Genomic DNA, 22,493 nt, shown 5'->3' with positions numbered 1-22,493 from the left:
ATTATTCTATATCGTTAACTACTATATATGACGACCAATCTATACGAACATAACATAAAAATCGGACCAAAAATCATATAATTTAGTTAATTCATAGAAAAATTATCTACGATCACTACGTTTTCTTCGGTCTCTTCTTCCATTACCTCCGCGGTCACCACCATCATTATCACGACGGTTTCTTCCTTTTGGTTTAAAACCATCACTTCTTCTCTTTCCTTTAAAACCGCCACCGCCGTTATTATCTCTTCTTCGTCTACCGCCTCGGCTTCGACCAGAATCTTTAGAGATCTCAACGTTAACTTTTCTACCTTCTATTCTAAAATCTTCGAAAACTGCAAGAATTGCATCTTGGTGTTCAGAGTCTGTATTAAAGAATGAAAAACTTTCCTTAACATCAACACGACTAACTCCATCTCTTCCTAATCCTAAGTTTTCTTTTAAGAAATCTTTTAGGGTCATCCAATCAAATCCATCTTTTTCACCTACGTTAATAAAATAACGCGTGCTTCCGTCTCTTCCTCTAGATCCATCTCCACCGCTATCTCTGGATGCATTTAGATCTTTAGAGTTTTTATAGTAATTATGAAAACGAGAGAATTCTACAGAAAAGAATTTTTTAATAAGTTCTTCTTTAGTAAAATCTTCTAATACCTCATTAATTGATGGTAAGTAGCTTTCAATTTCGTCATTAATTTCCGATTTAGCAATATCATTTGCTAAATGAAATAATTGTACTTGACATATTTCTTCACCACTTGGTATTTCTTTTTCTTCAAATTTCTTTTTGATGATTCGTTCTACAGACTTAATCTTTCTAAGTTCACTTTTAGAAACGATAACCATAGATACACCACTTTTTCCTGCACGTCCTGTTCTACCACTTCTATGCGTATAGGTTTCTATCTCATCTGGTAGTTGATAATTAATCACGTGAGTAACATCATCTACATCAATACCTCTTGCAGCAACATCGGTGGCCACTAACATCTGAATTTGTCGATTTCTAAAACTCTTCATCACCAAATCTCGTTGGTTCTGACTTAGATCTCCGTGCAAGGCAGCGGCATTATATCCATCTTCGATAAGTTTTTCTGCAACTTTTTGTGTGTCTCGTTTGGTACGACAAAAGATTACAGAAAAAATATCTGGATTAGCATCTGCAAGACGTTTTAAAGCTGCATAACGATCTCTAGAGTTCACCACATAATATTCGTGAGAAACATTCTTAGATCCCGTGTTTTTATGTCCTACAGTAATTTCTATAGGATTGTGCATAAAACGTTTTGCAATTGTAGAAACTTCTTTTGGCATTGTAGCAGAAAATAACCAAGTACTTTTATCTTCTGGTGTGTGAGAAAGTATAGAAGTTATATCTTCATAGAATCCCATGTTAAGCATTTCATCTGCTTCATCAAGAACACAATAACCGATATTAGATATGTCAACCATCTTTCTATTGATCATATCCTGCATACGTCCTGGAGTTGCTACAATAATTTGAGCTCCACGTTTGATTTCTTTAGCTTGATCATGGATACTTGCACCACCATAAATGGCTACAGTACGCAATCCTTTACTAAACTTAGAATAGTTTTTTAATTCATTGGTAATCTGTAAACAAAGTTCACGGGTAGGAGATAGTATTAACCCTTGCGTGATTCTACTATCAATGTCTACTTTTTCTATTAAAGGAAAACCAAATGCAGCGGTTTTTCCTGTTCCGGTTTGTGCAAGAGCAACAATATCCGTTTCTTCATTAAGCAAAATAGGGATAGCCTTTTCCTGTACTTCACTTGGGGTCTCAAACCCCATTTCATTCACCGCCTTAATAATGGCTTCACCGAGGCCTAATGCTTCAAATTTGTTCATATAAATAAAAATAAGCCGCAAAGGTACGGTTTATTATCTGTCTATAATAATAACGAAGTACTTATTCTGATGTTACAAAAGAATTGTTTTAAATGTAAAATTAGATTAGGTGTTTGATTACTTAATTATCTCAATTTCAAAAAGTTTGTCCCAATTCTTGCCGGTAACAAATAATTGTTTCGTGTCCTTTTTGTAAGCGATACCATTTAGCACATCTAGATCAGAATGTTGACTCACCTTTTCTCTTAGACCAGATAAATTAATAACTGCTTCTACAGCTCCATTTGCTGGATTAATTACAGCAATTCCGTCTTTTTGCCAAGTGTTAGCATAAATTTTTCCTTCTATCCATTCTAATTCATTAAATTTTGACTTTACCTTGTTGTGAGTTGCAACTTCAATGAATGTTTTTTCTGCCAAGCTTTCTGCGTCTAATATCCAGATTTTTTCAGTACCGTCACTTTTATATATTTGATTACCATTATTACATAATCCCCATCCTTCTTTACTCTTATTATAAGCAAAGCTTCCTGTTTTTTCTAGAGTGTTTAAATCGTAGATAAAACCTTCTTTAGATTGCCATGTAAGTTGAAACACTTTATCATTAATAATAGTAATACCTTCTGCAAAATATTTCTTATCGATATCTTTTTTGATAATCACTTTTCCAGTTTTGTAATCTACCTTACGTAATGAGGACAATCCATTTTTACCAGTACTTTCATAAAGTGTGTCACCAATAAATTCTAATCCTTGAGTAAAAGCATTTTGATCGTGGGGATATTCTGCTATAACTTTATACTTATATAATTTAGGAGGGGCGTTGTTAAAAAAAGAAAGTTTTTGATAGATATCTTCCTCTTTTCCTTTATAATGAACAATAGCTTTTAGAAGGTGTTTTCCCAATCTCTCGTTATCGATTTTTTCTTCTAATTGATTCTCATTATTAGTTGTTAATCTAATATCTTCTAAAAAGTAAACGACAGAATCAATTTTGATGTTTTGGTCATTAACAATACTAGCTTTTATGGTTTCTCCAAGCTTATATTTGGTCTGGTTATTATCGGTTTTAATCGAAAAATGTTTTTTTTTCGTCTCAATATTACTACCACAAGAAAAAATAATAGCACATAATGTAATGATGACGAAGAGGTTACGTTTGTTCATGATATTTGGTAATATTTATAGCAAGATATTTATTTTAATTGGGTTTAAAAAATCATTGTTTTATATAGTAAAGATTGTATCTTTGCAGCGGCAAGTCCTACACAACTAGCTCCTGTTGAATCCTCCAGGGCGGGAACGCAGCAAAGGTAAACGGTTGTAGCAGTGTGATGTAGGTAGCTTGCCTTTTTTTATGCCTTTTAGTTTCGTCTTTTAAGTATTTTTAAGTTTATTTCGTAAATCTAAATTCATAATTCTAAATTCCGAATGTATATTTGCGAACATGAACGCAAATCAAAACTCTAAAGTTGTTTTAATAACCGGTGGTTCTTCAGGTATTGGAAAATCTATCGGTACATTTCTTACCAATAAAGGATATATCGTATACGGTACTAGTAGAAACCCTTCGCGTTTTTTGGATTTTAATGCTTTTACTTTGTTGCAACTTGATGTAGCGGATAAAAAAAGTATTTCTAATGCTGTTAGTATAATTGAGCAGAAACACGGACGATTGGATGTTTTGATTAATAATGCGGGAGCAGGAATTACAGGACCGTTAGAAGAAATACCAGAAGAAGAGATTATAAGGAATTTTACGACCAATTATTTTGGGCCTATCAATGTCACTAAAGCAGTGTTGCCTTTAATGAGGAAACAGCATAGTGGTTTAATTATTAATATAACTTCTATTGCAGGATATATGGGATTGCCATATCGTGGAATTTATAGTGCTTCTAAATCTGCCTTAGAGATAACCACAGAAGCTTGGAGAATGGAGTTAAAAGCATTTAATATTCATATGACCAATATTGCCCCTGGTGATTTTGCTACTAATATTGCAGCAGGAAGGTATCATGCTCCAGTTATCAGTGGTTCTCCTTACGAAAAATCATATGGTGATTCTTTACAGTTAATGGATGAACATGTAGATGAGGGTAGTGACCCGGATGAGATGGCTAAAGCAGTGTTTAGGGTTATTTGTACTTCTAGTCCTAAGGTACATTATAAGGTTGGTGCGTTTATGCAGAAATTCTCTGTGGTTTTAAAGCGAATTTTACCAGATAAAGTATATGAGAAATTACTAATGAATCATTATAAGTTGTAATTTTGACCGCATATTTTAAAAAACATATTATAGTTAATAATCATAATAAATAAATCATAAATTTAAACACAACAATATGAAGTTTTTTATTGATACTGCTAACCTTGATCAAATCAAAGAAGCACAAGATCTAGGTGTACTTGATGGAGTAACTACAAATCCATCATTGATGGCTAAAGAAGGTATCACAGGGAAGGATAATATTATAGAGCATTATAAAAAAATATGTGATATAGTTACTGGAGATGTAAGTGCTGAAGTGATTTCTACAGATTTTGAAGGAATCGTTAAAGAAGGTGAAGAACTTGCTAAACTTCATGATCAGATTATTGTAAAAGTACCTATGATTAAAGAAGGTATAAAAGCAATAAAATATTTTAGTGATAAAGGAATTAAAACTAATTGCACATTAGTTTTTTCAGTAGGACAAGCTTTATTAGCTGCAAAAGCAGGAGCAACTTATGTTTCTCCGTTTATAGGAAGATTGGATGATATTTCTACAGATGGTCTTAATTTAATAGCAGAAATAAGAATGGTATACGATAACTATGGTTTCGATACACAAATCCTAGCAGCTTCAGTAAGACATACGATGCATGTAATCGATTGTGCAAAAATTGGAGCAGATGTTATGACAGGACCTCTTTCTTCAATAGAAGGTTTACTAAAACATCCTTTAACAGATATCGGTTTAGCTAAGTTTTTAGCAGACTACAAAAAAGGAAACTAATTTTTTTTGAAATAATAAAATTCTAAAAACTGTTCTTTTAGTCGAGAACAGTTTTTTGTTTTTCGATACTTGCCATTCTGCTATAACTCATCAACTGTTTTTCGAAAATTGATGAGAATAAATCAGCATTTGGATTGATTATTTTTCCTTGTTGATTAACCAAAATTACCTTGTTAGAATAATGAATAACCAATTCATCAGAAGAACATTTAGGAAACTTAAACTCATATTCATTTGATAGATCGTAATTATGACGATTAATCGTTTTTAGCCAATTGTCCGTTTGTTCATCATCCGTATTAATAGCGATAAAATCAATATCTGGATATATTTTACTTAAATGATCAGTTTTCTTATGTGCTTGGATATAATGATCTTTTCTTTCAATAGACCAGAAATATAAAGCAGTAATAGGCTTTTCGAAAAGAGAGGATAGCTTAGTCATTTCTCCGTTGGAAGAAATAAGATCCTGATCAGGAATAATACTATTTGGTTTCAATCTAGCAGTAGCTTTTGCTAATTTCACCAGTTCTTTTTGGATCTTTTTATCGGTACTTATAGATAAGTAATGATTAAGTACTTTTTGAGAAGTATAGTCATTTTTATTATCTAAAATAAAATTAGTCGTTATACCTCTTAAAAGATTGTTTTTGATGTAAGAATGTTCGATTAAACTATCTACAAGATCCAACTTATACATGGTATACTCAACTTTACTTTTAGAAAAAGATTTTTTATTCATGTATTTTGTGTAGGAAGAGTTGGTGAAATAATGATTAAGGAATCTATTATACGAGTATAACCTCATTAGATCATCATCATTAAAATTAACCTGCTTTCTGTAATCGAAAAAATCTTCGGAAAACTCTTTGTTTGGATCAAGATTTTTAAGTCTGTGGTATTGGTATTTATATAAATATAATTCATATCTCGAAAAGAAATCATACTCAAAACTAGATCTACATATTTTTTTCGAAAGATCACTTATGTTGTATTTACTGGTAAGACGATCAAATCTTTTGATTCTTATGTCTAATAAGGAGTCTTGTTCTTTCTTAAAGAATCTAGGACTTTTTTTAAATTTTCTTTTTTGTAATTGATTGCGCTCAATTTCATTTTGCAAAAACATATCAATTAGAAAATTATTTTTCCTAGCTCCTTTTCCAGTAAAAACTAAAGATTCATCAAATTCTAATGTGTTTAGACGCATTAGAATACTATCTCCTTTTTCTAGTAATATCAACTGAAATTCTGGATTATGTCTAAAGGAGTATAAACCTTCTTTAATACCTTCTATCTTATGTAAAAACCTATTGTTTTTATCTAAATAAATCGTGTCCTGAAAATCTTTGTCTTTATAAAGAACAATATAATCAGCATTAGGGTTGATAATCTCACCACCGAAATAGATATGTTCATTCGTTATCTCTGTAGTTGTTGATTCACAACCACATAAACAAAAACCAATAATCGAGATATAAATAAAATATTTTATCCTGAAGAAATACATTTTGGGTGCTATTATTAAACTGACAAACATTCAAAAATAAATGGAATGACCTCTAAGATTTGTTAAGAATACGTTAATTGTGTTATTATTAGGCAATTCGTAGGGAGCTTTAATAATTACTTATGTTGCGAAAGTATGATATGACAAGAACTTTTATTTGACAAACTCTCATTTAAAATACTTTTATATTCTTTCAAGTTCTGGATCCATTTTTCTACTTTTGCCGAAAATACAATTTATACCTATGTTATCAGTTTCTAATCTTTCAGTACAATTCGGTAAAAGAGTTTTATTTGATGAAGTAAATACTACCTTTTCGCAAGGTAATTGTTATGGTATTATCGGAGCAAACGGGGCAGGAAAGTCTACTTTTTTGAAGATTCTTTCTGGTGTTTCTGAACCAACTTCAGGTCATGTTCACTTGGAGCCTGGAAAGCGCATGTCAGTCTTAGAACAAAACCATTATGCGTATGATGAATATACTGTGTTAGAAACAGTCATCATGGGTAATAAAGATTTGTATAAGATTAAGACTGAAATTGATGCTTTGTATGCTGATTATACAGATGAGAATGCAGAGAAAATAGGGGAACTTCAAGTACAGTTCGAAGAGATGAATGGATGGAATGCAGATAGTGATGCTGCAACTATGTTATCTAATCTTGGGATAAAAGAGGATTTACATTATACAAGTATGGCAGATTTAGATACTAAACAGCGTGTACGAGTGTTACTTGCGCAATGTTTGTTTGGTAGTCCAGATGTGCTGATAATGGATGAGCCTACCAATGATTTGGATTATGAAACCATATCTTGGTTAGAAAATTTCTTGGCCAATTATGATAATACCGTAATTGTTGTTTCTCACGACCGTCACTTCTTAGATTCTGTGTGTACACATATTTCAGATATTGATTTCGGAAAAATTAACAACTATAGTGGTAATTATACATTCTGGTATGAATCATCTCAACTAGCTGCAAGACAAAGAGCGCAACAAAACAAAAAAGCTGAAGAGAAAAAGAAGGAATTACAAGAATTTATAGCTCGTTTTAGTGCAAACGTAGCAAAATCAAAACAAGCTACTTCTCGTAAAAAGATGATCGAGAAATTAAATATAGAGGATATTAAACCATCTAGTCGTCGTTATCCAGCAATTATTTTCGAAAGAGATAGAGAAGCCGGAGATCAAATCCTTAATGTAGAAGGGTTGGCAGCAAGTATAGAAGGAGATGTTCTTTTTAAAGGAGTAGATATTAATTTAGCTAAAGGCGATAAAGTAGTAGTTTTTTCAAAAGATTCTAGAGCGACTACAGCTTTTTATCAAATTCTTAATGAGAAACAAAAAGCAGATAATGGTACTTTTTCTTGGGGTATTACTACTACACAATCTTATTTGCCAGCGGATAACAGTGAATATTTTCAGAATGATTTAACGTTAGTAGATTGGTTGCGTCAGTGGGCAACTACAGAAGAAGAAAGAGAAGAAGTATTTATTCGAGGTTTTCTTGGTAAAATGATTTTTAGTGGAGAAGAAGCGTTAAAGAAGTCAAATGTATTATCCGGAGGAGAAAAAGTTAGATGTATGTTATCTAAGATGATGATGACAAGAGCAAATGTATTAATGTTAGATGAACCAACAAACCATTTGGATTTGGAATCAATTACAGCATTTAATAATTCTTTGAAAAATTTTAAAGGTACTATTCTTTTCACTACACACGATCATGAGTTTGCTCAAACCGTAGCAAATCGAGTAATTGAGTTAACTCCCAATGGAGTAATTGATCGTTACGCTACTTTTGATGAATATATGAGTGATAAAAAAATTAAAGAATTACGAGATAAGATGTATGCCGTTAATGTTTAATGAATACGTTTTTACTAAGTAAAAAAATCTCGCAAACAACGAGATTTTTTTGTTATTTTAATACCAAACCTTCGAACTTTATGTACATATATTCTTTGATTGCAGATTCTAAAGTTTGCTGATTATTATTAAAGAAAGTATGATCAGTAATAAGCTGCATGATAAAATATTCATCCAGTTTGATTAATAATTCGGGAGAAACTTCCTTAAACATCTTATTCTCTATTCCAAAAACATAAAAATGTTTAAGGTCATCTAATAAACCCTGTAAAAAGTCATTTACGATACTCCAGGCACTAGGATAATGCGTTTGTAATTGCTTTAGATAAAAAGGAGAAATATCTTTAACTCCTTCAGCTAGAATCTTTGCTAAGGTTTCATAATGGTAGTTTATAGTAGACAGTTCGCCAGAAATTTCGTTTTTATAAGCTTTAAGGCGATCAACCCTTATTTGAGTGATGTATTCAAAAATTTCTTCTTTAGTAACAAAGTATTGATAAATCGTAGACTTACTTTTGTTCATTAGTAGCGCTAGATCATCAATAGTTAGTTCTCCAAGAGCCATATTACTCAGTTTAGGAAGTATAGCTTGAGTCCATTGTTCTACCTTTTTAGTTTTATCCTTTCTTTCTCGATGAATTGATTTTCTTCCCATATTTGGTATTCTCTAATAATCGAACTATATTTGATTAAATAGTTCGAAAAAATAAATATCTTTTTCAAACATAACCATTTGACCTGTGAAAAATCAAGCAGTTTGGCAAAAATATTCGGGAAAAGTAGCCTGGCCAACTATAATTTTGTTTTCCATTTTATGTATTGGATATATTTTGCTTTGGAATTTTTATTTATTAGGGTTCTCACCAATATGGACCTCTATTATTGGAGCTTTGATAGCTTATGGGATGTTTACAATTGCCCACGAAGCCAGTCATGGTAATATTTCTGGTGGAGTTCAGTCGTTTGTAAAATTAGAAAAAGCCTTGGGTTGGGTATCTAGTTTCTTTTTGATATTTCCTTTTTCTGCATTTGTAGTGATACATCTTAGACATCACGCACATACAAATGATCCGGTAAATGATCCAGATCATTATGTTAATGGTAGTAATCCTTTGTCAATTTTCTTTCGTTGCCTAACATTGATCGGCTATTATTTCGAATTAGCGTTAGGTAAGGACAGTAAAAAGAACGAAGCAATGAACAAAATTAGAGGTCAATCTATTTTATTTTTATTTTTTCTTACTACGATCTTAAGCGCTGTGATTTTTTTTGGATATGGAAGTGCGTTGTTTTTTGTTTTTATTTTATCAGCACTTATTGCGGCACCAGTATTGGCTTTTTCTTTTGATTGGTTACCACATTATCCACATAATAATTTAAGTAGGTATCATAATACACGTATCATTACGATTCCAGGCTTAGAGTTTCTGTCACTATACCAAAGTTATCATCTAATACATCATTTACACCCTAGAGTACCCTTTTATAAATATAGAAGTTGTTTTTTGGATATGGAATCCGAATTATTAGAAAAACAATCTGTGATTGAGGGTTATAGAGATCAGGATTTGAAATTGTTAGACAAGAAAAATACATATGTAGATATTCAATTAGGAAAAAAATGGAATTACGTTTTATTAGTGGAAGAAGTATATAGAGAAACATCAAACACTATTAAACTTGTTTTCAAAAATTTAGACCAGATTCCTTTTCTTTATGAAGCTGGTCAATATGTAGTTATTTCAGACTTCGTTAATGAAGATTTAATAAGTAGGTGTTATTCTATTTGTGAGGATCCTGTTACAGGAAAGCTTGCGGTAGCTATAAAAAGAATAGCAGGAGGAAAGTTGTCTAATCATTTAGTAAATACTATAAAGAAGAAGGATAAGCTAAGAGTTTCTGGTCCATTTGGTAAGTTTTTATTGCCAAAAAGTATTAGTAAACCATTTGTTTTTATTGCCGGCGGAAGCGGTATTACGCCTATCATGTCTATGATCAAATTTGTTTTAAGGACTTCAGAAGAAAAGGTGACATTACTTTATGGATCTAGGAATAAAGAAGAAGTAATATTTGATCAAGAACTTAAAGAACTTTCTTTACGCTATACAAACCGTATAGTTATAATATTAAGTTTCGAAATATTGAATGCAGATTTACAACACAAATATTTATCAAAGTTATCGGTAGATTCCTATTTTTATATCTGTGGTCCATCGGCAATGATGGAAGCTTCTAAGAAAGTGTTAGGTGGGCTTGGAGTTTTGGATAATTTAATTAAAGTGGAAGAATTTTCTCAGAACGTTAATAAACTTTCTGGTGTAACACGTAAAATTGATATAACGATGAGTGGCAATCAATTTTGTTTTAATACCGATAGTTCTGAAACAATATTACAAGGGTCAATGAAAACTAAAAACACATTACCACATGCTTGTAAAATGGGAGATTGTGGTACTTGTAAAGCTTTATTGATAAAAGGGGAAGTAAACTGGAATTCTAGAGAAGATATTGTTCTTTTAAAAAATGAAATAAATCAAGGATATATACTTACTTGTATGTGCACTCCAAAAACCGATATAATATTAAAAGTATGAATATTGAAAAAGAGTATGATTATGTAATAATTGGTAGCGGTTTTGGAGGATCAGTTAGTGCATTACGTCTTTCAGAAAAAGGATACAAAGTTTTGGTCATCGAAAAAGGAAGATGGTATAAACCCAAAGATTTCCCTAAATCAAATTGGAATCTTAGAAAATGGCTTTGGGTTCCTTTTTTAAGATGGTTTGGAATTATGAAGATGTCTTTTTTTAAACATGTTGTAGTAATTTCTGGTACAGGAGTAGGAGGAGGTTCGTTGGTTTATGCTAATACATTACCGGTCCCTAAAAGAGATTTTTTTACATCTGGTAGTTGGAAGGAATTAGCGGACTGGCAGTCAGAATTGAGACCATTTTATCAAACAGCATTAACCATGTTAGGGGCTCAGAAAAACCCATATTTGTTCGATGGAGATAAGGCACTTAAAGAATTAGCTGATAAAATGAATATTAAAGAGGGTTTTTCTAAAACAGATGTAGCTGTTTTTTTTGGAACTCCTGATAAAAAAGTACCTGATCCGTATTTTGATGGAAAAGGCCCTGATCGCACTGGGTGTAATTTTTGTGGTGGCTGTATGACCGGATGTAGGGTTGGAGCAAAAAATACATTAGATAAGAATTATTTATACTTGGCACAGCAATTAGGAGCTACTGTTCTTGCAGAAAATGAAGTTATCGATGTAACTCATTCCTTAGATGGATACTCGGTTAAGTATAAGTCATCTACCAGACTATTTGGTTCTAAAAAAGAATTAAAAGCTAAAGGGATTGTTTTTTCAGGAGGAGTTTTAGGAACAATAAAATTATTACTAAAACTAAAGAAAGAATCCTTACCTAATTTATCAGATCATTTAGGATCCGATATCAGAACTAATAATGAAAGTCTGATAAGTGTAACTAACTTAAATGGCAATAAAGATATGTCAAAAGGTGTAGCTATAGGATCTATTTTGACTACTGATAAGAATAGTCATCTAGAGATTGTTAGGTATGCTAAAGGTTCTGGATTTTGGAGATTATCACACTTACCTTTAACCCATGGTAAGAATACCGTTGTCCGGGTAACTAAAATGATCACAAGTTTTATAAGCCACCCAATATCTTATCTTAAATTATATACGGCTAAAGATTGGAGTAAGAGTACAGCTATTCTTTTGTTTATGCAAACATTGGATAGTACATTAAAATTTAAACGAAACTCCTTAGGGTTTATGAATACGAGTATTGCAGAAGGTAAAAAACCTAGTGCTTTTATACCACAATCACTTAGTTTAGCAAAACAATATTCTGAACTAACAGAAGGTAAAGAAACTGTTTTTGGACTAGAACCATTAGCAGGAATACCGTCTACAGCTCATATATTAGGAGGAGCAGTAATGGCTGCTACCACAGAAGATGGGGTGATTGATAAAAATAACAGAGTATTTGGATATAAGAATATGTATATATGCGACGGATCTATGATTTCTGCAAATCCAGGAGTAAATCCTTCTTTATCTATTACAGCTATAACTGAGCGTGCAATGAGTAAAATCCCGAAAAAGGGAAATTAGTCCGAAGTATTATTTTTATTTTGAAGATGTCTATAAATTAAAAAACCTCCATATAGGATAAATGAAATTGTAAGAAAAATTTTATAATTCCATTCAAATTCAACTCTTGTACGCTGGTATAACCGAAAACTTCCGAATAGGACCAATGCTATTCCGATCATAAAATCCCAGTTTTTCCTTGGGTTATTGTTTTCTTGACTCATAATACTTTAAGATAAACTTTTTTCTATAATAGGAATAGCCTCTTCTACGTCTGTCTTTTTTACAAAGAGCTGAATGTGATCCGGAATTCCACCGCCAAAACCGGCTGCCATACCTGATTTCATGTCATCTCTAGTTATAGAATTAATACCGCTATCCTGCAGTATATTTTGAAGAAATTGTATATTAATTAGACTTCCCGTGTATACTCTTTCATATTCACTTTTTGGAAACATATGTGTTTTTTTATGCATTAAAATATTTACTATCCCAAATTGCAGTATTAAAATTCTTACCTAATGCGAATCCATAAAATAAAACTACTGCAGCAACAGATTTAAACATAAAAAAGAATATCATGATAAATTCTGAAGTATTACTTTCTTTGCTAAATAAACCTTGTGGGACCATAAAGGTAACTAAAAGACTTACTAAAAAGGTAAGAATTAATAAGTTTTCAAAACTCTTAAAAAACCACATCATTATTTTACGAAATGGATGAAGATCATCACCCCATTTATGAATTAAATAATAGTAATCATTACCCATTGGGGCAAATAATAAAGGGTCATCAGCATTAGCTAACTTAAATAGCTTTGACGGAGCTATAATTTTAAACCCTTTTAATTCTGTATTATGAGTTTTTTCTAACTCCTTTATTTGCGAAATAGCTTCTTGAGGAAGTTTTCCCTTAAAATATTTAGTATCTAAAAAACGCAATCGATAATCAACACATATTTTTTTAATTTGATCAATATGATAAATTTTAGAACTTTCTGTATTATCAAAAATGAAATCATTTGTTTCAGACGTAGTGCCTTTTTCTAGAGTTTTAAGAATTCGGTGATCTTTTTTCTCTTCTCGTTCAAAAATAGACTCAACTTGTTTTTCCCAAATAGAAGGATTAAACTGCTTGTTCTTAAGTTGAGTTAACTTTTTTTCGATATTGGTTTTTGGAAATAGCATGTCTTTTTCTTTAGCTCCACTAAATTAAGTATTTACGATATAGATTACAAGATTTCATTGTTTTTAACAAATGTTGAATTAATTTCTAGATTCACTTTCTTTATGGTTGTAGGGAACATAGTTTTGCCATTTCCAAGGGGTGTAGATGTCCCCTAATGCAACTTCTAGTAGTTCTTTAAAAATACTTTCTCCATTATCACTATTGGTCATTATCATGATTCCTTTTTTAGCTTTTGGGAATAATATAGAATAATGTTGAAAACCATCACCATGTCCTTCTTTAAAAGCTCCTGTGCCATATGGAGAATTTAAAACTCCCCAGCCTAATCCATAGCCTAATTGAATGGCATCATTAATATCACTCTTTTTATGGGATAGTGGGCCAAATTGGGCTAATGTTCGAATTCTTATTTGTGGCTTGAACATTTCATCCCATGAACTTTTTGTAATAATTTTGTTTTGTAATACAGCTTCCAAGAATTTACTGTAATCTTTAGTGCTAGTTTCTAATGTTCCTCCACCTCTTGGTTCATTATCTTTATCTTTTTTAAATAGTTTTCCTTCCTTAGAATGTCCATGAGCAAAGTCATTTTCGAATTTTTTATTCCATTGGTAACTAGAATGATTCATGTTTAATGGTTCAAATATTTTTTCCTGTGCTATTTCCTCAAGCCCTTTGCCAAGTAGTTTTTCTAATATTACCTGTAAATAGATAAACCCTTCTCCAGAATAACTATAACGAGCCCCAGGCTCAAAATGAACTCTTAATTTATGATCAGGTTCGTACCATCTGTAATTATGAAAACCAGTTGTATGAGCCAAACACATCCTTGCAGTAATTTTATGATATAGAGAATCTGTTTGTAAAGCAGAGAAATCATCATGCCATCTGGTCATTGGTTTGTATTCGTATATTTTTTTTGGGAGGTAAGATTCTAAAGGAGTGTCTAGGTCAATCACATTTTCTTCTACGAGTTTCATTACTAACACAGCAAAAACAGCTTTGCTAAAAGATGCTCCATACATATTAGTAGAATCAGTTAGCTGCTTTTTATGGTTATAATTCTTATATCCGAAAGTTTTTTGATATGTAATTTGATTCTTATTAAAAAGAGTTATCGCAATACCATGGACATTCGCATCATATACTAATTGGTTTACTTTAGAGGTTAAGGAATCTTTAGTGATTACAGAGCCATCAAGCCTAACAATTTGTTTTGATTTGGTATCAGTGCATCCTATGAATCCTATCGATATTAGAATGATCAAAAAGTTAATATGTTTTATTGATTTGTTTTTCTTTAAGAATGGAATTGATAAAGGATAATAAAATTTTTGAGAGTTTAGAACAGAAACTATATTGATAATCATTACAATAACACAAAAAGGAATAACCGCAATAAATAAAAAGAAGCCAACACCTTCAATTGTAACTAAACCGATAAATGATAATAGGAACAATATTGTCATTGTTATCTGGAAGTTTATAATTGCTCTTCCGTGTACATCGTAGATTTTGTTGTCTTCTCTTTTGTGGATCCATAGAAAAAGGGGTAATAGAATATTACATAGAGGAATCATTAGTCCTAAGAAGGGTGTAGCATGCAATAGTAATAGCCATTTTTGTTGTATAGATTCTTCTTTTGGATTTTCTATGGGTAAGAGGTCTTCTACCTTAATTTCTAAAGCTGTTGCTAATAGTTTTATGGTTTGTAAATGTGGAGTTACTTCTCCTTTTTCAATACGCTGGATAGTTCTTATTCCTACGGTTGTTCTATCCGATAACTCTTCCTGTGTGTAGCCTTTTAATTTACGTTGGTATAGTAAGTTTTTAGAAATAGATTGATTTTCCATGATTATGTTTTTTGTACAAGACAAAACTATTAATTGCTATTGGTATTTAGTACGCCATTTAGGTGTCACCTATCTGTCATTTACTACTATTATTGAGGTTTAAGGTTAAAGGTATTGTTTTATTAAATAAATAGTGCCTTTAAGAAACTTAAAGGCACTATTGTGATTTTTATAATGAGATTGCTTTTTTATCGTAATTCTGCTCCTAATTTGTTCTCAAAATTATACTGAAGCTTATTCATGATTTTATCAATTTGCTTATCTGTTAATGTCTTATGCTCATCTTGCAATGTAAAACTTACAGCATATGATTTTTTACCATCAGGCAAATTCTTCCCTTCATATACATCAAATAAATTAATGTTTTTTAGAAGTTGTTTTTCTGTTTGTTTCGCAATAGTATGAATTTCTTCAAAAGTAACAGTGTTATCTAATAACAGTGCAAAATCTCTCTTAACTTCTGGGAATTTAGGAATATCTCTAAATTTAATTTTACTTCGTCTAGCGAACTCTAATATTGTATCCCAGTTAAAGTCTGCAAATAATACTTCTTGAGAAATTGAAAAATGCTTTAATACGGATTTCTTTACAATTCCAAATTCTACTAATTTAGACTTTCCTAGACTATAAGAAACTCCTTCAGAAAAAATATCATTTTTAGCTGGAGTTGTTTTGGATCTTTTAATCCCTAAACGATCTAGGATTGTTTCGATAATTCCTTTTAAATAAAAGAAATCACTTTTTTCTTGTCCTATTTTCCAGCTTTCTTTCGTCTTATTTCCTGTAACTAGTAAGGTAAGATGTTTGTTTTCAATTCTTCCATTTTCATAATTATGATAGGTTTTACCAAACTCAAAAAACTTGAGATCAGAACGTTTCCTATTAATATTGTAAGAAACTGCTTCTAATCCAGAAAATAACAAAGACTGACGTAATACTGCTAGGTCATTACTTAATGGGTTTAGCATTTCTACATTATTATCAGCATTTAATTGTTCTGATAAAGAAATATATTCTGGAGCGGTTAGAGAATTTGCTAGCATTTCATTAAATCCTTGACCTACCAATTGGTTAGAAATGGTGTTTTGTATATTATGATCAGAAAATTTATCAATATTAGAGATGGATGCATTTAGTTTTTGTGTAAACTTAATGTTATTGTAGCCATATACTCTTAGAATTTCTTCAATAACATCTGCTTCTCGCTGAACATCATTTCGATATGCAGGAATGGTAAGACCTAGACCACCTTCTGTGACACTATTTACTTTAATTTCTAGTGAGCTTAAAATATCTTTAATAGTTTCTTGGGGAAGTTCTTCACCAATTAATTTTGTTGTATTTTCAAAAGATAAAAATACCTGAAAGTCCTCTGTCTTTTTAGGATAGAGGTCTGTAATTTCACTTGTAATATCTCCACCTGCTAATTCTTGTATAAGTAATGCAGCTCTTTTTAGTGCGTATTCTGTGATATTAGGATCTATACCTCTTTCGAATCTAAAAGAAGCATCAGTATTTAGTCCATGACGTTTGGCTGTCTTACGAACACTTACAGGATTAAAATAAGCACTTTCTAAGAAAATTGAAGTGGTTTTTTCAGTTACTCCAGAATTAATTCCACCAAAAACTCCAGCAATACAAAGCGGTTTTTCTGCATCGCAAATCATTAAATCTTCCGAATGAAGCTCTCTTTCTACCTCATCTAATGTGGTGAACTTTGTTCCAGCTTTAAGAGTCTTAACTTCTATCTTATTCCCTTCTATGTAATTGGCGTCAAAAGCGTGTAGAGGTTGTCCTAGTTCGTGTAGTACGTAATTAGTAACATCAACGACATTGTTTTTTGGAGTAAGACCAATAGCCTTTAATCGATGCTGTAACCAAGAAGGAGATTCTCCTACTTTTAATCCAGAAATAGAAACACCACAATATCTTGGTGCTAATTCAGGATTTTTTACATCGATATCAAATTTATGTAATCTGTTTTCTATTTTAAAATTACTAACAGATGGAGTGATCAGTTCTAAATTAAGATCTTTTTGCTGTAAACCTGCTTTTAGATCTCGAGCAGCACCCCAATGACTCATAGCATCCGCCCGGTTTGGTGTTAAACCAATTTCGAATACGTGATCGTTTTCTATATCAAAAATATCAGCAGCAGGTGTTCCAACGGGAATATCTTTGTCCAGAACCATAATTCCATCATGACTTTTTCCTAATCCTAGTTCATCCTCAGCGCAGATCATTCCATGGCTTTCTTCTCCACGAATTTTACCTTTCTTTATGGTCCATTCTTCTCCATCTGGATTATATAGTTTTGTTCCTATAGTTGCAACTGGAACTTTCTGACCTTCTGCCACGTTGGGAGCACCACATACAATTTGCACAGGTTCTCCAGTACCTAAATCTACTTTGGTTACTTTTAATTTATCAGCATTAGAGTGTTGTGAACAACTAATAACTTGTCCAACAACTACACCTTGTAGGCCACCTTGCACACTTTGATAGGTTTCGATTCCTTCTACTTCAAGCCCCAAGTCAGTTAGTAACTCCCCAGCTTTTTCTGCATCCCAATCAAGCTTAATAAATTGCTTGAGCCAGTTATATGAAATTTTCATTAATGATGATTCTGAAATTAGGGGGTAAAGATAATACTTTGGGTAAAGCTAACAAACAAGAAATTTGGGATATATTTATGGAAATTAAGTATATTTATGATAGTATTAATCTAACCCTTATTATATGAAAAATATCTTTAAGCTTTTTACTTTATTATTGTTTGTTGGAGTAATTTCTTGTACAGATAAAAAAAAGGAAGAAGAAGAAACAAAAGCTGCAGTCGAGAAAATTGAAGCGGTTGAGTCAGAGTTAGAAAGTGTTACAGAAGAAGTAACAAAAAAAGCTGACGAACTGGAGGACTCATTAAAAGATTTAGACAGTATATAAACCTTTTGTCTATTTTTAAATTATTCATACCCAAACTTTCAAAGTACTAACTATAAAATATTTAAAAATGAAATTAGTAAGAATTATTATGGTATTGATGTTGATTTCCATTTGTGGCAATCATACAGCGTTGTCCCAAGGAAAATCAAAAGAAGCTAAAGAGAAAGTATCTAAGAAAAAAGCTAAGGGACAGGAGAAAATGAAGGGAAATAAGGAAAAAGTTAAGGAAAAACTCGATAAAGAAAAACAAAAGGGAAAGGATAAAATAAAGGAATCTGAAGAGGCAGTGGAAAATGGACTGAAAGATGTTAAAGAAGAAGGTAGTAAGTTAAAGGGCGAGGCTAAGAAAGCCAAAAAGATGGCTGAGAAGGAAACAAGAAAAGCAGAGAAAAAAGCCGATAAAGAACTCAAAGGAAACGCATATGGTAAAAATAAGGATGGACTTACTGGTAGGGAGTATGGACAGGCAAGAGCCGCAGATGCTAAACTAATGGCGGCAAAGAGTGAAGAAAGTTTAAATAAAGATGAGGAACGGTTAAAAAAAGGAAGATCTAAAATTGATGCTGCTCGAGAACGATTAGAAAAAGCTAAGGTCAAAGAAGGTGAGGATGCAATGACACCAGAAGAAATTGCTGATAAAGAAAGTAAGATTGCTAAAGCTGAAAAAAAATTAAAAGCACTTGAAGAGTCCTTAGAAAATGGTAAGAAAAAAGTAAAAGAAGAAAAAGATAAACTGAATAAAATATATCAGGAGAAGCAATAAATATTGTTCAAATTTTTTAAAGCCTTCTTTTTGTTTTAGTAAAAAGGAGGCTTTTTCAATATACTCTTTTAGATTACAAGATGTTTAAGTAATTTATATGAATTTCTCATTACTATGATTTTGAAATTATGTGGCATTACTAATGCTTTTACTTTGGCAAAGTAAACAAACAAGGTTTTTGGAATACCTGGAACAAAAATATTTTAGTTTAGAAGGTTATTTGCTAACTAGAGAATACTCTGATATTTTCTTTAAATAGCTATTAGATTTAGATTGCTTATTTTTGAATATTAGTTTTATTAAAATAATGCCCCTATGAATATGAAAACCCTACTTGTTATTTTTCTTTTTATTAATTGTTTTGCTTTATCTGCACAACATGCTGATGAAAAAGTCCCAAAAACAGAAAAATCCCAAAATACATTGGTGAAAGCTAAAAAAGCTGATAAAAAGAGTTTGAATACTAAGAAAAGAAGTAAATCAACTAAATTGAGTGCTAAAGAAGAACAAGATTTACAAATATCTCATAAAAAGCGCTTGAAAAAAAATAAAGAATTGAAAGAAAAGTCTTTGTCCAAAAAAAGGGGAAAAGAAAATATCAAAGTATACGATAAAAAAGACCCTGATAGTTTATAAATACTCTTCATTTTATTTTTTCAATAAATAACCAAATACTCTACAATAATTTTTTAATTATCCAAGTAAATGATAAGATTCAATTTTCTTAAAAATATAAGTAAATTATTTTTTTTAATGTTTTTAATAAACTTTACTTCTTGTAAAAAAGAAGTTGAGTCAAGAGAAATGTTTCTCAAAAGTGGCCTTTGGAAGGCTTCTTTAACTGTACAGGATAATAAAGAGTTGCCTTTTCTATTTGAGGTTTTTGAAGATCAAACATTGAAAATTTTTAATGCAGAAGAAGTAATTGATGTTGATGAGGTGAGTATTAAAGGAGATTCTATATTTATTAAATTCCCAGTTTTTGAAGGGTATGTAGCTGCGAAATTTCAAGATTCTATGACGATTTCGGGAAGTTTTATAAAAGAAAGTTTGGATAGAATCGTACCTTTTAAAGCAGAATTTGGTGTTAAAGATAGGTTCGAAGTGATTTCAAAACCTGCTGCCAATATAAAAGGGAATTGGGAATCAATTTTTAGTCCCGAAACTCCAGAAGATAGATATATAGCTAAAGGTGTTTTTAAGCAAAACGGAAATGTTGTAACCGGAACTTTTAGAACGACAACGGGAGATTACCGATTTTTAGAAGGAGTTCTTAACAATAATAAATTAGAACTATCAGCTTTTGATGGAGCTCATGCCTTTCTATTTACTGCACAAGTTACCGATAGTACAATGAATGGTCATTTTTATTCTGGAAATCATTGGAAAGAACCTTTTACAGCCAAACGTAATGAACAGTATGAATTACCTTCTGCAGATTCTTTAACTTTTATCAAAGAAGGATATGATAAACTAGAGTTTAGTTTTCCAGACGCTAAAGGAAATCAAGTTTCCTTAAATGATGAACGCTTTAAAGGAAAAGTAACGATGGTACAAATCATGGGAACTTGGTGTCCTAATTGTATGGATGAAACCAAATATTATGTAGATTATTATAATAAAAACAAGGATAAAAATATAGCATTTGTTGCATTAGCATTTGAGTATGCTAAAACTTCAGAAAAAGCATTTAAATCTATAGAAAGGCTTCGATCAAAATTAAAAGTAGAATACCCAATTCTTTTAGCTCAATATGGAACATCTGATAAAGAAAAGGCTCAGGAAAAGTTACCAATGCTAAATCATATTTTGTCTTATCCTACTACAATTTTTGTTGACAAAAAAGGAGAAATACGTAAAATCCATACAGGATTTAACGGCCCTGCCACTGGTCAAAAATATATTGATTATAAGAATGAGTTCGAAGGTTTTGTTAATCAGCTGTTAAAAGAATAATTGATTTAACAATTATTAGGACTTGTATCGTTAGTTTAACACTACGGTAACATCTTGATTAAGAATATCATCTTATTATTGTTTGAAGTGTATGACTTTTCTTTCATACAGAATTCAAAATATAATTCAAACAATTCAAGTCATGAAACAGACCAAACTTATAAGAGCATTTTTTGTGAGTGCAATAATGTTATTATCGATTCCGATGAATGCTCAGCTAAAAACTCCAGAAGCAAGTCAACGAGCTCAAGTTACTCAAAGAGTCGGAATAACAGATATTACTATAGATTACGGTAGACCAAGTGTAAAAGAACGAGAGGTTTGGGGTAAACTAGTTCCTTATGGATATAATAATTTAGGATTTGGGACATCCACGGCAGCACCTTGGAGGGCGGGAGCTAATCAGAATACTACTATAGAATTTTCACATGATGTAAAAATAGAAGGAAAAGATATTAGAGCAGGACTTTATGGACTTCATATCGCTTTAAAAGAAGGAGGAGGAGCAACAGTCATATTTTCTAAGAATTCATCATCATGGGGGAGTTATTTTTATGATGAAAAAGAAGATGCTTTGCGTGTTGATGTGCAATCCAAAGAAGTAGGGCATACAGAAACGTTACTGTTTTTATTTCCTTCTTTTGATGCTACTAGTACTACTGCAGCTTTAAGATGGGAGAAGAAAGAAATTCCGTTTAAGATAGAGGTGGACGTTGATGATATTGTAATGAAAGGGATTAAAGATGACCTCAGGAGTAATGCTGGATTTACACAATCAAACTGGGATAATGCGGCTAATTATGCTTTTAATTCAGGAGATTTAGATCAAGCACTTGATTGGGTAAATGCCTCAATAAGTGGTAATTTCTTTAGCAAAGAAACTTTTGGTAACCTATCTCTTAAGTCTAGAATTTTATCAAAACAAGGAAAGACAGTAGAGGCTATGGCAATAGTGGATAAAGCAACAACCAAAGGAAACGCTTCTCAGGTATTCCAATTAGGGAATGGACTTATTGGTCAAGGACAAAAAGATAAAGCTTTAGAGGTTTTAAAAAACAATGTAAAGAATAATAATGGCGTTTGGCCTTCTAATTATGGATTAGCTAGAGCTTACTCGGCAACTGGAGATTATAAAAATGCAATTAAATCAATGAATACTGCTATGAGTAAAGCTCCTGAAAGATTTAAAGGAAGATTATCTGGAGAATTAGAAAAACTAAAAAAAGGAGAAGATATTAATTAATGTCTTCCTAAAAATATAGATCAGTAATAAAAGGATTAGAGTTTTTCTGATCCTTTTTTTGTTGATTTAAAAGAAATAAAGTTAATGTTTTTAAAGCTTAATCTATTGATTATTTCTTGTTATATTACCTAGTATTATTACCATATCTTTGTACCACCAAATTTAT

19 protein-coding genes and 1 other RNA gene are annotated in these 22,493 nt (G+C 31.6%); 11 read left to right on the top strand and 9 right to left on the bottom strand.

The genetic code is table 11. The annotated features are described in order from the left end of the window. Positions 1–102 precede the first annotated feature (102 nt). Both D1815_RS08615 and D1815_RS08610 read right to left on the bottom strand, forming a co-directional pair. A complete protein-coding gene (locus D1815_RS08615; RefSeq protein ID WP_118386628.1) occupies positions 103–1,872 on the bottom strand; it encodes a DEAD/DEAH box helicase in 1,770 nt (589 codons plus the stop codon). A 117-nt stretch (positions 1,873–1,989) separates the two neighbouring features. Further along, a complete protein-coding gene (locus tag D1815_RS08610; RefSeq protein WP_118386627.1) occupies positions 1,990–3,039 on the bottom strand; it encodes a glutaminyl-peptide cyclotransferase in 1,050 nt (349 codons plus the stop codon). Positions 3,040–3,127: 88 nt separating this feature from the next. Between D1815_RS08610 and ffs the strand changes: the two genes are divergently transcribed. From ffs to fsa, 3 genes are all read left to right on the top strand, one after another. Continuing rightward, positions 3,128–3,226: signal recognition particle sRNA small type (ffs, locus tag D1815_RS08605), an RNA gene on the top strand. 93 nt (positions 3,227–3,319) lie between these two features. Further along, complete coding sequence (locus D1815_RS08600; RefSeq protein ID WP_118386626.1) at positions 3,320–4,141, top strand: SDR family oxidoreductase; 822 nt, start codon at positions 3,320–3,322, stop codon at positions 4,139–4,141. Between the two features lie 76 nt (positions 4,142–4,217). Next, on the top strand, positions 4,218–4,871 hold the full coding sequence (gene fsa, locus D1815_RS08595) for a fructose-6-phosphate aldolase (protein WP_027394036.1): 654 nt from the start codon (positions 4,218–4,220) through the stop codon (positions 4,869–4,871). Between the two features lie 37 nt (positions 4,872–4,908). On the opposite strand, the gene D1815_RS08590 is transcribed toward fsa, so the two are convergent. Continuing rightward, complete coding sequence (locus D1815_RS08590; RefSeq protein WP_027394035.1) at positions 4,909–6,381, bottom strand: hypothetical protein; 1,473 nt, start codon at positions 6,379–6,381, stop codon at positions 4,909–4,911. Between the two features lie 244 nt (positions 6,382–6,625). Between D1815_RS08590 and D1815_RS08585 the strand changes: the two genes are divergently transcribed. After that, the gene (locus D1815_RS08585; RefSeq protein WP_027394034.1) at positions 6,626–8,251 is read left to right on the top strand and encodes an ABC-F family ATP-binding cassette domain-containing protein; all 1,626 of its coding nucleotides are present in this window, start codon (positions 6,626–6,628) and stop codon (positions 8,249–8,251) included. A 52-nt stretch (positions 8,252–8,303) separates the two neighbouring features. Here D1815_RS08585 and D1815_RS08580 read toward each other — a convergent pair whose 3' ends face one another. After that, positions 8,304–8,906 carry a TetR/AcrR family transcriptional regulator gene (locus D1815_RS08580; protein ID WP_027394033.1) on the bottom strand — a complete coding sequence of 201 codons (603 nt, stop codon included), beginning with the start codon at positions 8,904–8,906 and terminating at the stop codon, positions 8,304–8,306. A gap of 85 nt (positions 8,907–8,991) precedes the next feature. Here D1815_RS08580 and D1815_RS08575 point away from each other — a divergent pair, with 85 nt between their 5' ends. Both D1815_RS08575 and D1815_RS08570 read left to right on the top strand, forming a co-directional pair. Then, positions 8,992–10,845, top strand: coding sequence for a fatty acid desaturase (locus tag D1815_RS08575; protein WP_118386625.1), 1,854 nt, complete (start codon positions 8,992–8,994; stop codon positions 10,843–10,845). Then, a complete protein-coding gene (locus tag D1815_RS08570) occupies positions 10,842–12,401 on the top strand; it encodes a GMC oxidoreductase (RefSeq protein ID WP_035085833.1) in 1,560 nt (519 codons plus the stop codon). Before D1815_RS08575 ends, D1815_RS08570 begins: the two co-directional genes overlap by 4 nt. Here the strand turns inward: D1815_RS08570 and D1815_RS08565 are convergent. From D1815_RS08565 to pheT, 5 genes are all read right to left on the bottom strand, one after another. Continuing rightward, a complete protein-coding gene (locus D1815_RS08565; protein ID WP_027394030.1) occupies positions 12,398–12,604 on the bottom strand; it encodes a hypothetical protein in 207 nt (68 codons plus the stop codon). The genes D1815_RS08570 and D1815_RS08565 overlap by 4 nt on opposite strands. A 6-nt stretch (positions 12,605–12,610) precedes the next feature. Next, positions 12,611–12,838, bottom strand: a complete 228-nt coding sequence (locus D1815_RS08560) for a putative signal transducing protein (protein ID WP_118389932.1) — start codon at positions 12,836–12,838, stop codon at positions 12,611–12,613. Positions 12,839–12,848: 10 nt separating this feature from the next. Further along, entirely contained in the window at positions 12,849–13,568 is a 720-nt protein-coding gene (locus D1815_RS08555; RefSeq protein ID WP_118386624.1) for a hypothetical protein, read from the bottom strand. Between the two features lie 78 nt (positions 13,569–13,646). Next, positions 13,647–15,422, bottom strand: a complete 1,776-nt coding sequence (locus tag D1815_RS08550) for a serine hydrolase (RefSeq protein ID WP_118386623.1) — start codon at positions 15,420–15,422, stop codon at positions 13,647–13,649. Between the two features lie 188 nt (positions 15,423–15,610). After that, a complete protein-coding gene (gene pheT, locus D1815_RS08545; protein WP_118386622.1) occupies positions 15,611–18,037 on the bottom strand; it encodes a phenylalanine--tRNA ligase subunit beta in 2,427 nt (808 codons plus the stop codon). Positions 18,038–18,161: 124 nt separating this feature from the next. Between pheT and D1815_RS08540 the strand changes: the two genes are divergently transcribed. The 5 genes from D1815_RS08540 to D1815_RS08520 all read left to right on the top strand — a co-directional run bounded on the left by D1815_RS08540 (position 18,162) and on the right by D1815_RS08520 (position 22,327). Beyond that, complete coding sequence (locus D1815_RS08540; RefSeq protein WP_118386621.1) at positions 18,162–18,365, top strand: hypothetical protein; 204 nt, start codon at positions 18,162–18,164, stop codon at positions 18,363–18,365. A gap of 67 nt (positions 18,366–18,432) precedes the next feature. After that, complete coding sequence (locus D1815_RS08535; protein ID WP_120650370.1) at positions 18,433–19,128, top strand: hypothetical protein; 696 nt, start codon at positions 18,433–18,435, stop codon at positions 19,126–19,128. Positions 19,129–19,443: 315 nt separating this feature from the next. Continuing rightward, a complete protein-coding gene (locus D1815_RS08530; protein WP_027394023.1) occupies positions 19,444–19,764 on the top strand; it encodes a hypothetical protein in 321 nt (106 codons plus the stop codon). A gap of 117 nt (positions 19,765–19,881) precedes the next feature. Next, the gene (locus tag D1815_RS08525) at positions 19,882–21,084 is read left to right on the top strand and encodes a peroxiredoxin (protein WP_118386619.1); all 1,203 of its coding nucleotides are present in this window, start codon (positions 19,882–19,884) and stop codon (positions 21,082–21,084) included. Positions 21,085–21,226: 142 nt separating this feature from the next. Then, positions 21,227–22,327, top strand: coding sequence for a DUF2911 domain-containing protein (locus tag D1815_RS08520; protein ID WP_118386618.1), 1,101 nt, complete (start codon positions 21,227–21,229; stop codon positions 22,325–22,327). Positions 22,328–22,493: the final 166 nt, after the last annotated feature.

The organism is Aquimarina sp. AD1 (genome assembly GCF_003443695.1).
Classification (GTDB): domain Bacteria; phylum Bacteroidota; class Bacteroidia; order Flavobacteriales; family Flavobacteriaceae; genus Aquimarina; species Aquimarina latercula.
This window is presented reverse-complemented; position numbering and strand designations above follow the sequence as displayed.